The organism is Argonema galeatum A003/A1 (assembly GCF_023333595.1).
In the GTDB taxonomy this organism is placed as follows: domain Bacteria; phylum Cyanobacteriota; class Cyanobacteriia; order Cyanobacteriales; family Aerosakkonemataceae; genus Argonema; species Argonema galeatum.
On sequence record NZ_JAIQZM010000023.1, the window covers coordinates 15950 to 31454 of the forward strand.

Here is a 15505-nt window from a genome sequence, read left to right on the forward strand (position 1 = left end):
CGTGCATCTGCGTGCATCTGTCTTCATCTGCGGTAAAAATTTAACCACCGATGACAACAGACAATTTGACGATCTCACTCATGTACTAACAATGCAACCGGACATGATATCAACTGCGAGTGCGAAATCCTCATCACCGAGTATTATATAGCAAAGTGCTGAGGATGCCGCTAATCTAAAATCTAAAACTAAAATCTAAAATTGAAGGCGATGCGCTACTACTTCTCACTACTTTTGATGCTAGGTTTGCTGTCCCAACCCCTGCAAGTCCTAGCGATCGAAGATCCATCAACAATTTATCAGCCCAGCGAACCGCAGGATTTTTGGCCCCCCGCGCAACAACTGGTGCAGAAACAGATATATTTAATTGCCGAGATTGAAAGAGCGATCGTCAGTCCAGACCCCAACCAAGTAAGATCTGTTCGGGGGCAACTCTTCCTGTACACATCATCTGTCGATCGTTTGCTCAAAGACTACTACCAATTTCCAAACATCCTTTGCGCCCCTACTGCTACCGCTACCTTTGATGACTTGCCAGCAGTTGGATCTCTGAGTGCAGAACAGGTACGAGTTTACTGCTTTCTCTATAATTCCACCCAAAAACTAGATTCCCTTCGGCCAGTACTTGACCATCGTCTGGTTATGCTTGATGGAGTGGGGGAATTTGTCTCTAGCCGACGCGACCCTATTTTAGGCATTCCAATTGTACGCGGCGACATTTCTGTACCGCCGACACCTCGATTATCGCCGTTACCCGATCTGCCCCCCGCAGAACCAACCCTAATTGGTAGAACTGGTAAAAACGCGATCGCCGATTATGTGCCGCCGTTTCCACCTGCGATCGTACCTCCAGTGCAGGTAAATACCACTCTCTTAACCGCTAAAACATTATTAGCGCAAGCACAAAGAAATTTTCCACGCGGAACCGAATTTATCGTTCCAGATGAAGTTAGCTTAAGCGATCCAAACAACCCTTACGCTCTTTATCGCGCTGAAGTTGAGCCATACAACCAATTTCTCACTATACCTAATACAGGCATAACCCGCATTCTCAACGCTGAATTTTACCGCCAAAATCGAGATAAACTACGCAATCGCCTCTTGCCCACCACCGCAGAACGTTTTTCTTTCCCACCTTTATTCAAGCCATTCGATGGATTTACTCCCCGACTGGAAATTCAGATTGCAGATAACAATTTCCAGATTGTGCAACCAGAACTAAATTATGGCTTTCTGGTAGACTTGGGCGATATTCCTTTAGAAAATATCGATTACTCCTTGACCGATGTTTCCGTTTTTACACAACAATTTTTCCTCACTTATCAACCGCCGAATGAGTTAGAGCCATTGCAAGCAGACCGCAGAAGATTCATTACTGGAAAGCAACAAAATTTTGGCTTGTCAGAATCTATCCTTACTGAAGCACCAGCCGTGCTAAATCATACTTATCTGGTCAGGACAATCCAGTTTCAGTTGCCAGAAATTCTTCTAAATGGCGATCGCATTTCCCGCAGCCAGCGCCGCAATCTCAATGCGTTACTCCAGACGCCCAGCATCGATTTACTCATCGCCTTTCGACCAGTTTATCGTCGCCAAGATGGCAGTTATACTGTTTTGTGGCGCGTCATCAAACAATTCCCAGACCCTCAAATTCAGGGCTTGGAAAAGTACATAGATTTAGAGTAAAGTACTATTTTCACAAACTATTGCGTAAATAGACTCTAATTTATTATATAATGATTCTCATTATTAAGTTTAAGATTGTCACCCCACCGCTATGACAAAGGCCCATACCTCCCCTTTGACTGACTTACTTCATCGCCCCCGTGATTGAAGGGATGAACGGATTAACCCCCGCAGAAATATTGCAAGTTACACCAGATTTTATTCAGGATACTGGTTTGAATGTAAGTTTGACACCTTCCCGCGCTAATGGGTTTTACAATATCTTTCAAACCATGAAAAACAAGGCGCTGTTCTATCAGAAATTAATGTCTGCACAAGCTCATAATTAATCAAATTTAACGTCAAATGAAGAATCTAATCACACCAACGGAAGACTTGATTTACGATGAAACAAAACGGGGACTGCCGGTAACTATCATTACCGGGTTTCTCGGTAGCGGCAAAACTACATTGCTGAATCAAATTATTAAAAATACAGATAATTTAAAAGTAGCTGTATTAGTTAACGAGTTGGGCGATATCAATATCGACAGCCAGCTATTGGTTTCCATTGATGAAGACATGATAGAATTGAGCAATGGCTGCATTTGTTGTACAATTAATGATGGATTAATCGATGCGGTTTACCGGGTTTTAGAACGGCAAGACAGGATTGATTATTTGGTCATAGAAACTACAGGAGTTGCCGATCCATTGCCAATTATCATCACATTTGTAGGAACGGAATTACGGGATTTTACTAGCCTAGATTCTGTACTTACGGTTGTGGATGTAGAGACGTTTACACCGGATAGTTTTGACAGTGAAGCAGCTATCAAGCAGATTGCTTATGGTGATATAATATTGTTGAACAAAACAGATTTGGTGCCAGAAGAAAAAGTAAGAGAATTGGAGAACTACGTCGAGACGGTGAAAGAAGGGGCAAGAATTTTGCGATCGCAATACGGTCAAGTCCCCCTACCGCTAATCTTAGATGTAGGATTATCCCAGCCAGACACTTATTTAACTGAAGGCGATCGAGATTCAAAGCACCTAGTCAACGACGGTTTTGTATCCGTTTCCTTCCGCAGCGATCGACCTTTTGCAGTCAAGAAATTTCAGGCATTTTTACAAGAAAGAATGTCCGCAGATGTCTTTCGCGCTAAAGGAATTCTCTGGTTTAAAGAAAGTCCGAGGCGTCACATCTTTCAGCTAAGTGGCAAACGCTATGATTTGAAAGACGAAGATTGGCAAGGAAAACCCAGCAATCAACTCGTATTGATCGGACGATCCTTAAATAAACTGCAACTGCACCAACAGCTAAATAACTGCTTGACTAGATAGCAAGTTAGTCATTGGTCATTGGTCATTTCTCGTTCCCAGGTTCTACCTGGGAATGTAATCTTGGGAGGTTCTACCTCCAGATAAAAGCTCAATGAGTTAAAATGATGATTTGAGGTACAAAACCCAACTTACTCAACACTCAGCACTCCATGATGACAGCAACTTTTGAAACAAATAATATCGCTCTAGGTGGTGTCCGCCAAGAATATTTCTGGAATTGGCAAGGACAACAACTGCGGGTGGTTTACGAAACCCTCGGACAAGGAACGCCTGTTTTACTCTTACCAGCTTTCAGCACCGTTTCCACGCGGTTGGAAATGGCAGGATTGGCAAAATTATTAGCTTCTAAGTTTCAAGTGATAGCATTAGATTGGCCGGGATTTGGCGAATCTTCTCGGCCTCGATTGGATTACAAACCAGACCTATATCACCAATTTTTGCAAGATTTTGTCACAAATATTTTCAATACTCCCGTAGCGGTAGTAGCAGCGGGTCACGCCGCCGGATACGCGATGAAACTGGCGCAAAAACAACAGTTAGCAGAAGTTATCCTGCCTTTTTTGGAAAATTAATAGCTTTTGCCCACCTAACCGAACACCAAAGAAGATGAGGATGGCGTGGGAAGTCCCAGTTTAGAAGTCGAGCGTAGATTTTTAATCTTGTGATGTGTGCAGAGTTAATTAGAAAGTAGGTAAGTACAATGAGGCTTTGGAAATGATGACTTTTAATGATGTAATTGAGGTAATCAAAAGTCTTTCTACAGATGAAAAGCTAGAAATTCAACTGTTGTTGAAGCAATACATTCGTGAAGAACGCCGTGACGAGATAGATGAGAACTTCAAGTCAGCGCAGGTCGAACAGCAAAAAGGAGAACTGAAGTTTTCTTCCAATCTTAACGAACTGAGACAACTGATAGAGGAATGATCGTGGAAGTTAGTTTTAGTTCTCCATTCAAACGGGCTTTTAAAAAGCGTATTAAAGGCAACACAGATTTAGAGGAAAAGTTTTGGCAAAAATTGGAACAGTTCACTGTAGATCCTTACGATCCGAGTTTGAAAACGCATAAACTATCGGGCCAGCTTAAGGAATTTTGGAGTTTTAGTGTAGATTACGATGAGAGAGTATTGTTCTACTTTACAGAAGACGGAAAGGCTGTGTTTGTAGATATCGGTAGCCATGATGAGGTGTATTAAGCAGAGCAGCACTGATTAGTGTCGAGAATGCGATGGTCGGAGTTACGAATTACAGCGGCTTGCAGGCGAGTCAAGTACAGGGCTCTCGCATTGCGGAATATGAGTTAACTTAAAACCGAAACGTTTATTCCGCAATGCGAGAGCCCCTACAAGGTGTACTTCACTCAGTGGCAAAGCGCTGTAACTAAAAAGGGTGGAGAAAATTCACCCTATGCAGTTGCCTTCAGCTGGTACGATCGAGTTCCGGTCTGATCTTTACCCGCAGCATCCTTGTAGGTGTAGGTTCCCGTAACAACGATATCCCCAAAATTATTAACGCTCGCTGCATTAGTCAGGGTTACAGTTGCACCGTTATAGGTCAATGGTGTGGTGACTAAGTTATTCAAATCGCTCATCACACCACCATTCCAAATATAGGCATGATTGCTGCCCGAACCGATTTGAGAAGCTCCCACTATTTGTCCGAATTCGTTGATTCCGTTGACAGAACCAGTTTGACCGCCAAGGCTACCAAGTGCGGTAAACTCATCCCCTCTCAGTAGGAATGGCGTACTCGTTGCAGTTGCCCCAGAACCACTGTTGCTCGCTCCCACGATTTGACCTGCATTATTGATATCGCGCAATGTGGCTTGTTCTGCGCCAAAGTTGCCAAGATTTTTGAGTTGATAAACACCTTGAGCATCTTTCTCCCAGATGACAGCAGTGTTGACGAATTTATCATTAAGAGTGGCATCGCTGTCTACATAGCCGACGATCTGTCCCTTGTTGTTGATACCGCGTGCAGTACCACCATCACCGCCTAGAGCTGCTAGTTCCTTGACAACGCCATTTTCTGAGTAGATGGTTTTCTCGTAACCCGAAGATAGGATATTGCGACCTACAATCTGGCTGCTGTTGTTGGTATCGAAGAAGTAACTCTCAATACCACCAAAGTCATTAATAGTGAGGTTGTAGTTACCGGTTTGCCAAACTAGGGCGCGATCGGTCGCTTTAGGCACGGGTTGACGCACTTCATCGCCTGTTCCCAAAATAATCCCGGTATTAGCGATCGTATTGACGGTAGGTGTAAGCATGGTAAGAGTTGTACCATTTGCTGCCCCAAAGTCCGACTGACCGTTCTTCACACCCGTGCTGGTGAGTGCTGTTTGCGTGCCGTTTTCCCAAATGAATGCTTGGCGCACGTTACTCGTTTGGGTAGCCCCCGTTGTGGCGTTCTGATTGGTAAACGTTGCCCCCGTATCATAGCGCCCTGCAATCTGTCCAAAATCATTAATTGAAGCAGCCACAACCGCACTGTTAGGATTTGTACTCAGGGAACCTAAGTCGGTTGCCGTGTAACGATAGATAGCTCCATTATCTACCACGGCTTGAGAAGCTTTGGTGACATTTTTCAAGGTGGCAAGTAGGTCTGTACCTGCCCTCACCAAGGTATCTGTACCTTGGGTGACAAATGTTAAAGACTTGCCAAGTAAGCTTTCTCCGAGACGGAGTTTATCTTTAGTGGTATCAAACCCCATGACGGTAACAGATCCTTGACCGCCTTCAAGAACGATCTTATCTTTGCCACTACCGATGTAAACCGTATCGTTACCTATTCCAGCGTTAATGACGTTGTTCCCGTCTCCTGCATAGATAATGTCCTTACCCGCGCCGCCATAGATGATGTCATCGCCAGCACCAGCATAGATTAGGTCTTTGCCTGAACCCGATAACACGCGATTGTTGCCTTCACCAGCAACAATAATGTTGCGACCGTCTCCCGCACTGATGAAATCACCGCTGGAACCTCCGGTAATCAAATCATCACCCATACCAGTGCTAATTAGGTTGATTCCTTCGCCTGCAAAAATGGTGTTGTTACCATCGCCTGCATCAATAATGTCACGGCCCGATCCGGCGTAGATGAAACCGCCGCCCAATCGAGTGTTGATGATGTTGTTACCATCGCCTGCAAAGATGTTGACTGTGCGATCGCCTATGGTAATTAGATCGTTGCCGCTGCCGTAGTAAAGTGATTCGTTAGAAAAAAAATCCATAGCGTTCCAAGACTCCTTTGAGTTGTAAAAGGGCGATCGAAAATTATTAGCAGGAAGCAATAGCCCCCCTACCCCCCAAACCAGCAGGGGGAAGACTTTTCGCCTCCAGATTTGGAGGCGTTTATTATCGATCGAGGTTCTAACTTGTTGATTATCTTTTTCAACAAGTTGAAATCTAGATTATATTATTTCTCAATAAGCGGACATTAAGTTTTGTGAAGAAAAATACTGGCCTGGTCTAGGCGATCGAACTGGGGGATGGGGAATAGCAGGAAATTACCCAGCTTAAGATGGGCGATTCCCATGATGGGTACGCTTGGCGATCGGGCCTACAAGTTCCAAAATCCTACCCACCTTCAACGACTGATTCGATCTGGCTCCCAGGTTAAATCGCCAGCAATGTCCGATCGAGGGGTACAAATACTTAATAATTAGTTGCAATAAGGTTTCTATTATTAGCAAAATATTTAAGGATATCAAATTATACTCAGATCGGTCTGTGACCGAGCTTTTTTTATCCCTGTAGGGGCGAAGCATTCCGTCCAAGATCTTTGGTTTCAACCAACAAATTATTCACGGAATGCTTCGCCCATTTATGCCCGTGCGAAGTATATATTTTTTACCGCATATCCACGCAGATAAAGGCAGATAAACTCATTGGCGTTCATCTGCACTTATCAAGCAACTATTTATTCCACCGCTTTTATAATATAATAATGGTTATCATTATGTAAATAGCGCGAGAGGAATTCATCGTGGTGAATGCGGCAACGACGGACTTCGTACCCGTAACGGTTCTGACTGGCTATCTGGGTGCGGGTAAAACCACCCTACTCAATCGCATCCTGACTCACGAACACGGCAAGAAGGTAGCCGTGATTGTCAACGAGTTCGGAGAAGTGGGTATCGATAATCAGTTAATTATCAATGCCGATGAAGAAATTTTTGAAATGAACAACGGTTGTATTTGCTGTACCGTTCGAGGCGATTTAATTCGGATTATCGCCAACTTGATGAAACGCCGTCATAAATTCGACCATCTGGTAATTGAAACAACTGGTTTGGCTGACCCAGCGCCGGTAATTCAAACCTTCTTCGTAGATGAAGATATGCGTACCCAGTTGCAGTTGGATGCTGTAGTAACGGTAGTGGATGCCAAGCATATCTGGGAACATTGGGATGCGGATGAAGCGCAGGAACAAATTGCTTTTGCCGATGTGATTTTAATTAATAAAACTGATTTGGTGACGCCAGAACAGTTGGATGAATTAGAAAAGCGGATTCGGACGATGAATGTAATGGCTAAAATCTACCGCACCCGCAATTCTGAATTAGAAATGGATGCGCTTTTGGGTGTGCAAGCATTTGATTTGAATCGCGCTTTGTCAATCGATCCCAACTTTTTGGGTGAAGATACTCACCAACATGATGAAACGGTGTATTCTGTGGCTTTGGTAGAATCTGGTGCAGTTAATGGGGAAAAGTTGAACGATTGGTTAGGGGAATTACTGCGAACTCAAGGAACAGATATCTTTCGCATGAAAGGGATTCTGAATGTTGCTGGTGAAGATAATCGCTTTGTTTTCCAAGGCGTACATATGTTATTTGAAGGTAAGCGCGATCGGCCCTGGAAACGCAACGAAACCCGTAAAAACGAATTAGTCTTCATCGGTCGCAATTTAGACGAAGCCAAATTAAGAGAGGATTTTCGCCAATGTCTAATTTAATCAGCCTTACGAAAAAGTTATTCCACCAACCTTGGCAAGGAACACTCTCAGATTACGTCACTGCTATTACTTGGTCGCCGGATAATCAAACCTTAGCCGCAGTTTCTGGTGCTGGGGAAGTTGCGCTGTGGGTGGAAGGAAATTTAACTTTATTGCAAACTGCTGATGGTCAATCTGTAGATTGTCTTGCCTTTTCCAAAGATGGCAAATTTTTAGCTGCTGGCGGTCAAAACGGACAGGTAAAAATTTGGCGCTTGCGGTCAGGAGAAACAGAACTACTTACAACTCTAGAAAATGCGCCTAACTGGGTGGATAAATTAGCTTGGAATCCCACTTGTAATGAACTAGCCTTTAGTATGGGGCGCTACGTGCAGGTTTGGGATGCCGAGGTGGGAGAAGTTGTCGTTACGCTTAATTTTGAGACATCCTCAGTATTAAGTATGGCTTGGCATCCAAGCGGACAACAACTTGCGATCGCAGGTCATCAGGGTATCAAAGTTTGGGATACTAAATATTGGGATGAAGACCCGGAAATTTTAGTAGTATCTGCTACCAGTTTAGCGATCGCCTGGTCGCTTGATGGCAAATTCATCGCTTCCGGCAATCTCGATAACACCATTACAGTTTGGCAGTGGAACAACCCCCAACCCTGGTTAATGCGCGGCTTTCCTGGTAAAATAAGAGCCGTTACTTGGTCAGAAGCAGTAACAGGAATAGGCTATCCTTTATTAGCAGTAGCCACCGCACTCAGCGTTATCATCTGGGAAAAGGACGCCGATGAGTCAGCAGGTTGGCAAGGACGAGCTTTAGATATCCACGATGGAATAGTGCAGGCAATTTCCTTCCAACCAGGTAATTTTCTCCTCGCTTCCGCCGCCGAAGATGGTGTCGTGTGTCTCTGGCAAAAAGCCAAACAACTCGTCCAAACTCTCCCAGGCGCAGCAAAAGGGTTTTCCTGTCTCGCTTGGCATCCCCAAGGCAATAAACTGGCAGCAGGTGGTACGAATGGCGAATTGCTAGTTTGGTCAAAAGTCACCCGCACTCAAGGATTTGGAAAGGCTATAATCAGCTAAATTAACCTTTCCAAAAAATCTAGGATTTAAATTATGAACAAAGCTACCTTGATTTTGCTTGCTTCCTCCGGGCTATTGGGTGCTTTGCTGCTGATCGCTAATCCCGCCAACGCTGCTGAGATATTCTCTCCGATCGCAGACTCCGCGATCTCCGCACAGGCTACGCAGGTGCGCCTGGGAAATCCAATGCTGACCTTTAATCTGCAACAGGGAAATCCTATTTTAGACCAATTGGGATGCAGCTGCGCTACCTGCACAACGGCTCGGCGTCTGCAAGGTCAGCTTCCTCAATAGCAGAAGTAGGGAGGCGCTTGTTGCACCCCTATGAAAATTCGGTTGCCGTTAAAAAAGCGATCGCTTATCGTTTTTTTAGGTAATTTAGCTGTTGCATAATCCAAGCAGAACGACTCGTCGCTGACAATCGAGTCAATATTCCTTGCGAGGGGCTAAACAATAGTGTTAGTAAAAATAACCCAAAAACAACTAATACAATTGCTGGCCCCGATGGAATATCCCAGTAGTAGCTAAAATACATACCGCTGACGCTGGCAATTATCCCGACAACCGCCCCCACTCCCATCATCAGGTGCAATTCTTTTACTAATAAATAGGCCGTAATGCCAGGGCCAATTAGCAAGGAAATAATCAGCAGGACGCCTACAGTTTGCATACTGGCAATTACAGTCAGCGTAATTGCCGCAATCAAGCCTAAATAAATCCAAGTTATCGGCAAACCGCTAGCTTGCGCCCCTAAAGGATCGAAAGTATAAAAAAGCAGTTCTTTGTAAAAGAGCTTTACTAAAAGTAAAATGGTAATGGTGATTGCTAGCGTATGCCAAACATCCCCTGGCGTCACTCCTAAGATATCTCCAAATAGAATATTGTGGAGGTCTAGCTTATTGGTCTTTAACAGTTTGATCAGCGTGACTCCCAATGCCAAAAAACTTGACAAAACTAATGCCATAGCTGTATCGACTTTGAGGCGAGATTGCGATCGAATCAAAGCAACTACCAAAGCACTTAGCGTACCGGCGATAAACGCACCAATCGAAATATCAATTCCCAGGAAAAAGGCAATTGATAATCCGGGTAAAACTGAGTGGGCAATTACATCACCCATCATGCCCATATGTTGTACAATCAAGAAACTGCCCACGACTGAGCAGAGAATTCCTAGCAAAATGGCGATCGCTAGGGCATGACGCATAAATTCAAAACTAAGCGGTTCTATTAGAAAATCTAACATCGAATTCCTTTATCATTGTTAAGTGACCATAGGCTTTTTGAAGATTGACAGCGGTTAGTACTTCTGACTTCGAGCCATCGGCAATCAGTTGTTTATTCATTAATAAAAAACGGTCATAAGAACTCAAGTTTTCTCCTAAATCGTGGCTGATAACTAGCAATGTTTTGTTTTGCGCTTTCAGTTCAAAGAAAATCTCAAAGACAATTTCTTCTGTCTTTTTATCAATGGCAGTAAATGGCTCGTCAAAGAATAACAATTCCGCTTGCTGCGCCAGTGCGCGTGCTAAAAATACCCGCTGCTGCTGTCCGCCGGAAAGTTCCCCTATTTGACGATTTTGCAATTCCCACATTCCCACTCGTTTTAGAGCAGCTTTGACAATTTCTTTGGATTGATAGCTGGGTTCTTTAAACCAGCCGGTGTGTACGGTGCGAGACATCATTACCACGTTCCACACCGTTATTGGGTAATCCCAGTCGATTTGCGATCGCTGCGGCACATAAGCCACTTGTTTGAGTTGCTGTTTCAGCGGACGCGAATAAAATTTTACCACACCGCTGGAACTACCAATAAGTCCCAGCATGGCTTTAATCATCGTACTTTTGCCCGCACCGTTCGGGCCAATCACGCCAACTAATTTTCCTGGTTCGATGGAGAAGCTGACACTGTTGACGGCGCAAACTCCCTGGTAACTTACGGCTAGGTTTTGGACTTGCAGCATGGATAACACTTTGTGCGACTAACTTAATTCTATAATAATGAGTATCATTCTCATAAAAATGGTAAGTTTGTAAGAAGTAACGGCAAATAACCTTAAGGAGCAGACGATGCAAGAGCAAAATCGGTGGTTTTGGGGTGTGGCGGTAGTAGCGATCGCAGCAAATCTAGCCGGATGCAGTCCCAGCACCAAGGCTACCACACAAACAACAGCGATCGCAAAGCCGAAAGTAGTTGCATCTTACAGTGTTCTGTGCGACTTGACCGAAAAAATTGCCCAGGACACAGTTGACTTGAACTGTTTGATTGATGCCGATGAAGACCCCCACACCTATCAAGCGACACCGGAAGACCGCAAAGCCATTGAAACGGCGCAACTCGTTCTCTATGGCGGCTACGACTTTGAACCCACCATCATCAACTTGATTAAAGCAACGAACAACTCAGCGCCTAAGATTGCTGTCGATGAGAAAGCAGTGCCTAACCCACTCATAGGTGAAGAACATCATCACGATAGTAAAGAAAAGCAAACTGAGGCAGAGAAAACACCCGACCCCCACGTCTGGCACGATGCCCAGAATGGCATCCAAATGGTAGATACAATTCGCGACCAATTGATTAATATTACCCCAGCCAATGCAAATCTTTATACCCGTAACGCCCAAAAGCTGACAGACGAACTAAAACAGGTGGATAGCTGGATTAAAGTTCAAATTAACACAATTCCCGCCCAGCAACGCAAATTAGTGACAACTCACGATGCTTTGGGTTACTATGCCAAAGCTTACGGTCTGACAGTTGAAGGTACGCTGCAAGGCTTTTCCTCTGAAGAACAGCCAACAGCAGCACGAGTAAAAGAATTGGTTAAAGAAGTTAAAGAAGCCAGAGTTCCCACGATTTTCGCTGAATTAACCGCCAACGATCGGGTAATTAACACAGTAGCTAGAGAGGCGAAAGTAAAAGTTTCCGATCGAAAACTGATGGCTGACGGTCTGAGCGAAGCGGGAACTCCTGCTAGTACCTATATAGGAATGTTAACTGCTAATACCTGCGCGATCGTAGATGGTTTGGGAGGCAAATGCACCCCCGTTAATTTTACTCCCTAAACCGCGCGAATAACTGCTCGCGGTTACACTGCATAATCAACTGCGTTACCTCCTTAGCTGGCAATTGGCTTAAAGACTCCACAATTTGAGCTAATTCCTCATCAATTTCTCCAAACTTAACTTCCAACATACTCTCAACCATCAGGCGCATTCCTTGTTGAACACCTTGTTCTTCTCCCCTCTTGAGAGCTTCTTGTTCCCATTGAATATATAGAGGTGACAACTTCATAATTAAACTCCTCTCCTCTTGGTCTAAACTTTCTGTTGTTTGCAGATTAGCCTGAAAATTGGTCAGCAATTTGAAAACATTTGAACGTAAGGGATGATTTAGCGGAAGTTGCTGTAACTCATCAATTGCTTCTTCCTGCACTCGCCCTTTGCCTAAAACTCTCAGCCAAAGGGTAGCTTCCGTTTTCGGTAACTGATGAATGACTACAATTGCACTTCGCAAATATGACGGCAAGAAATAAATTCCTTGTCCCCAGTTTTCTAGATCGATTCTAGCGCCAAATCCGTTGACGATGGATTCAGACGCGGTTGGGGAAAGAATCCACAGACGCGGTAAACTTTCCTCAGCTATCCGCTCTTTTTGACGATTAGCTTCTCGCTGCAACTCTCCGGTGAGAGTTAAAAGTTTTGATAAGCAACCTCTGATATCGGTGGGAGAAACTGCATTGCGGAATGGTTCAAAAATAGAAGGCGTTGCCGCTAACCGACCGAGTAATCCTAAAATATCGGTGTTGGTTGTGGGCGCAAACCAAACATCGATTTCCCGGACTTCCGCAGAAACGCGACGCGGCGCTTTCACTTCCCCAAAAGGTGCTAGCAATTCTTCTAAATAATCTTTGGCGAATTGGTCGTGGATAAACCTGGTCATTTCAATATTATAAAGAAAATCCAGTTTCTCACTCCCACGACTAATGACTAAATTGCGCTAGGGTAGGGTGGAGACGATTTCTCTGGCTAAACTGTGTTTCCTTCCAGACGACCTGCTATATTACTGAGTTTAGTTACTTTGCTGCTGGCCTCCTTGACTGGCTGCGCCGACAGTCCAGCTGGCAAAAACCTAGAGCAGTCTTTGGCGGCAGACCCCAAACTAAAAGATAACGCGATCGCATTTGAGCAATCAGCTACAGATCCAAAAGCTCAGAATCAAACCCTGGCTCAACTCCCATCTGACTTCCCATCAGAAATTCCCCAATATCCCCTAGCTGAACTACAGCAAGTCACGCCACCAACAGCACAATCTGACGGCAACTCCACAACTCGCTGGACTAGCGCCGATCCCGTCAACCTGGTTCAGAACTTTTACCAAAAGCAGTTTCAAGATAGTAATTGGCAATTGCTCAGCCAGCCTACTACAGATGAAGTAGGCGGCACCTTTGAGGCTCGCCGAAATGACTTGAAAGTCACCGTTTCCATCCAACCCATTCAGAGTAATGGGACAAATACCGACTCTACCGCGACGCCTTCACCCACTCAAGCAGCTGCCGAACAAAATTCAAAAGCCGCAACCGAATTTACAATCGAGTACCTGCGCGATCGCAGCGACACAGCCGCGCAACCCACCGCCAACGCTACCCCCCTTGCCCCTACCCCTACACCAACCCCTACCGCCCAGCCAACCGCAACTCCTCAAGCAAACAACCCCACCAACACATCTAATTCACTTGTTTTTTCCGACATCAACAAAGCCCCAACCGAATTGCGTTCCCACATTGCCGACTTAGCGCAATTAGGAGTACTGGCGCTCAATCCAGGTAGTTCCAAACCAAATCCATCTGCCACCAGCAGGCAGTTTGAACCCAACAAACCCATCAGCCACCGCGAGTTTGCCCGTTGGCTGATTGCTACCAATAATCAGATATATGCCAACAATCCCGCCAAACAAATTCGTTTGGCAACAGATTCATCTCAACCGACTTTTCAGGATGTACCTCGAACTGACCCCGATTTTCCAGCTATTCAAGGATTAGCTGAAGCAGGTTTGATTCCCAGTCCGCTTTCTGGCGACAGCACAGCGGTGTTATTTCGCCCTGGTGCAGCTCTAACGCGGGAACAGATGCTAGTTTGGAAACTGCCTTTGGATACCCGTCTGGTGTCAACTGCCACTATTGACTCCGTGAAACAAACTTGGGGTTTCCAAGATGTGGCCAAGATTGACCCGAAGGCGTTGCGATCGGTTTTGACAGATTTCCAGAATGGAGATACTTCTAATATTCGCCGGGTTTTTGGTTACACTACCCTATTCCAGCCGAAGAAATCTGTAACTCGCGCTGAGGCGGCAGCAACCCTGTGGTATTTTGGCACTCAGAATGAAGGCATATCCGCTAAGGAAGTTCTGCAAGCAAAACCTCAACAATAATATAGCTAGGGACTAGGGGCTAGGGGAAGAAGGGTTTAGAATTAAGGGTTTCAGGGATTTAGAACGCCCTAACTGCCTTGGCGGTTGCTATAATTTGAGATTTCAGATTGAATTTTTAAATTTAAAATGTGCAATCTGAAATTTGAGCAGTTGTAGGTTTGGTTGAGCGAAGCTAAACCAAACCTACATCTTATATCATCTCCGGTAGCATCCTTAGCTAAAAAATTCGCCTTCTTATCTGCGTTCATCTGCGTTCATCTGTCTTCATCTGCGGTAAAAATTTAACCCACAATGACAACAGAAAATTTGACGATATCACTCATGTACTAACGATGCAACCACTTTAGATTTCAGATTGAAAAATTCAATCCCAAATCGAATGACTTGTCACCTCCCTTCCTGTTGTAGTAGTTTCGATACTTCTCCATGAAGCAAAGCAACATCAGGATCGCGTTGGATAGCCCTATAGTATCGATTCGGTACAGCCGTTCCCTCTTCCCCAAGCGAAAGCAACTTTCGCGCTTCTTCGAGAAGCTCATTGGCTTGATTCAAGGTTACAGGTTCTTTAGAACTGAGCGTTTCATCGATTTGGACGATAAATTGAGATATAGGGCGCAGCCAGCTAAACCATTCATGATCGACGACTAATCGGAAAAACTCACCTTTTGATTGAATTCTTCCGTAAAACTGCTCATAAACAACGCGCTCAGATTCGAGTAGTGCTTTGTGCAGACGAAGCAAAACAGCCCGTACTTCGCGCAGTTGTTGGAGTGTGAATTCTAGAGATGAACTATGGGCTTCCATCAGACAACAGTTGGAGTAAATACTTTTTCTATTTTGCCATCTGGAAGAGGGGCTAGGGAAGAGGGGCAGGTGAAATTTACCAATCCAAAATCCAAAATCCAAAATTCTATCAATTAGTGCAAATGGGTAGGGGCGGGTTTAGCCAAAGAGCTTGATTCCTATCGATAAGATTAAAGTCAAAACCCGCCCCTACTCTACAATCTGTAACATTTAGGTATTTGATATGAGTCCA

At 44.7% G+C, this 15505-nt stretch carries 15 protein-coding genes and 1 pseudogene; 11 read left to right on the forward strand and 5 right to left on the reverse strand.

The features are described 5' to 3' along the window. The first annotated feature begins 210 nt into the window (after positions 1-210). The 6 genes and pseudogenes from LAY41_RS21430 (at position 211) to LAY41_RS21455 (ending at position 4202) form a co-directional block, all read left to right on the forward strand. Positions 211-1686, forward strand: coding sequence for a hypothetical protein (locus tag LAY41_RS21430; RefSeq protein ID WP_249102749.1), 1476 nt, complete (start codon positions 211-213; stop codon positions 1684-1686). A 131-nt stretch (positions 1687-1817) separates the two neighbouring features. Continuing rightward, positions 1818-2015 (forward strand): annotated as a pseudogene (locus LAY41_RS21435) (SufE family protein); the annotation flags it as partial. Positions 2016-2031: 16 nt separating this feature from the next. Then, complete coding sequence (locus LAY41_RS21440; RefSeq protein ID WP_249102755.1) at positions 2032-3009, forward strand: CobW family GTP-binding protein; 978 nt, start codon at positions 2032-2034, stop codon at positions 3007-3009. 149 nt (positions 3010-3158) lie between these two features. After that, positions 3159-3581, forward strand: a complete 423-nt coding sequence (locus tag LAY41_RS21445; RefSeq protein ID WP_338023038.1) for an alpha/beta fold hydrolase — start codon at positions 3159-3161, stop codon at positions 3579-3581. Between the two features lie 142 nt (positions 3582-3723). Further along, entirely contained in the window at positions 3724-3933 is a 210-nt protein-coding gene (locus LAY41_RS21450; protein WP_338023039.1) for a hypothetical protein, read from the forward strand. After that, a complete protein-coding gene (locus tag LAY41_RS21455) occupies positions 3930-4202 on the forward strand; it encodes a type II toxin-antitoxin system RelE/ParE family toxin (protein WP_249102756.1) in 273 nt (90 codons plus the stop codon). The genes LAY41_RS21450 and LAY41_RS21455 overlap by 4 nt, the downstream gene beginning before the upstream one ends. 209 nt (positions 4203-4411) lie before the next feature. Here LAY41_RS21455 and LAY41_RS21460 read toward each other — a convergent pair whose 3' ends face one another. After that, entirely contained in the window at positions 4412-6238 is a 1827-nt protein-coding gene (locus tag LAY41_RS21460; protein ID WP_249102757.1) for a hypothetical protein, read from the reverse strand. 755 nt (positions 6239-6993) lie between these two features. Between LAY41_RS21460 and LAY41_RS21465 the strand changes: the two genes are divergently transcribed. From LAY41_RS21465 to LAY41_RS21475, 3 genes are read left to right on the forward strand one after another with little or no spacing between them, the layout of a single operon-like run. Further along, the gene (locus LAY41_RS21465) at positions 6994-7965 is read left to right on the forward strand and encodes a CobW family GTP-binding protein (protein WP_249102758.1); all 972 of its coding nucleotides are present in this window, start codon (positions 6994-6996) and stop codon (positions 7963-7965) included. Next, complete coding sequence (locus tag LAY41_RS21470; protein ID WP_249102759.1) at positions 7953-9038, forward strand: WD40 repeat domain-containing protein; 1086 nt, start codon at positions 7953-7955, stop codon at positions 9036-9038. Before LAY41_RS21465 ends, LAY41_RS21470 begins: the two co-directional genes overlap by 13 nt. 33 nt (positions 9039-9071) lie before the next feature. Beyond that, positions 9072-9332 (forward strand): hypothetical protein, encoded by a 261-nt coding sequence (locus tag LAY41_RS21475; RefSeq protein WP_249102763.1) that lies wholly within the window; start codon positions 9072-9074, stop codon positions 9330-9332. A 64-nt stretch (positions 9333-9396) separates the two neighbouring features. Here LAY41_RS21475 and LAY41_RS21480 read toward each other — a convergent pair whose 3' ends face one another. Then, complete coding sequence (locus LAY41_RS21480) at positions 9397-10284, reverse strand: metal ABC transporter permease (protein WP_249064257.1); 888 nt, start codon at positions 10282-10284, stop codon at positions 9397-9399. Continuing rightward, entirely contained in the window at positions 10256-11002 is a 747-nt protein-coding gene (locus LAY41_RS21485) for a metal ABC transporter ATP-binding protein (protein ID WP_249102767.1), read from the reverse strand. Before LAY41_RS21485 ends, LAY41_RS21480 begins: the two co-directional genes overlap by 29 nt. A gap of 106 nt (positions 11003-11108) precedes the next feature. On the opposite strand from LAY41_RS21485, the gene LAY41_RS21490 reads away from it, so the two are divergent. Continuing rightward, positions 11109-12104: a metal ABC transporter solute-binding protein, Zn/Mn family gene (locus LAY41_RS21490; RefSeq protein ID WP_249102773.1), complete on the forward strand. Its 996-nt coding sequence runs from the start codon at positions 11109-11111 to the stop codon at positions 12102-12104. Here the strand turns inward: LAY41_RS21490 and LAY41_RS21495 are convergent. Then, complete coding sequence (locus LAY41_RS21495; protein ID WP_249102774.1) at positions 12094-12981, reverse strand: RpnC/YadD family protein; 888 nt, start codon at positions 12979-12981, stop codon at positions 12094-12096. The genes LAY41_RS21490 and LAY41_RS21495 overlap by 11 nt on opposite strands. A 93-nt stretch (positions 12982-13074) precedes the next feature. On the opposite strand from LAY41_RS21495, the gene LAY41_RS21500 reads away from it, so the two are divergent. Further along, positions 13075-14469: an S-layer homology domain-containing protein gene (locus LAY41_RS21500; protein WP_249102775.1), complete on the forward strand. Its 1395-nt coding sequence runs from the start codon at positions 13075-13077 to the stop codon at positions 14467-14469. Between the two features lie 387 nt (positions 14470-14856). On the opposite strand, the gene LAY41_RS21505 is transcribed toward LAY41_RS21500, so the two are convergent. Beyond that, complete coding sequence (locus LAY41_RS21505) at positions 14857-15273, reverse strand: hypothetical protein (RefSeq protein WP_249102777.1); 417 nt, start codon at positions 15271-15273, stop codon at positions 14857-14859. Positions 15274-15505 lie beyond the last annotated feature (232 nt).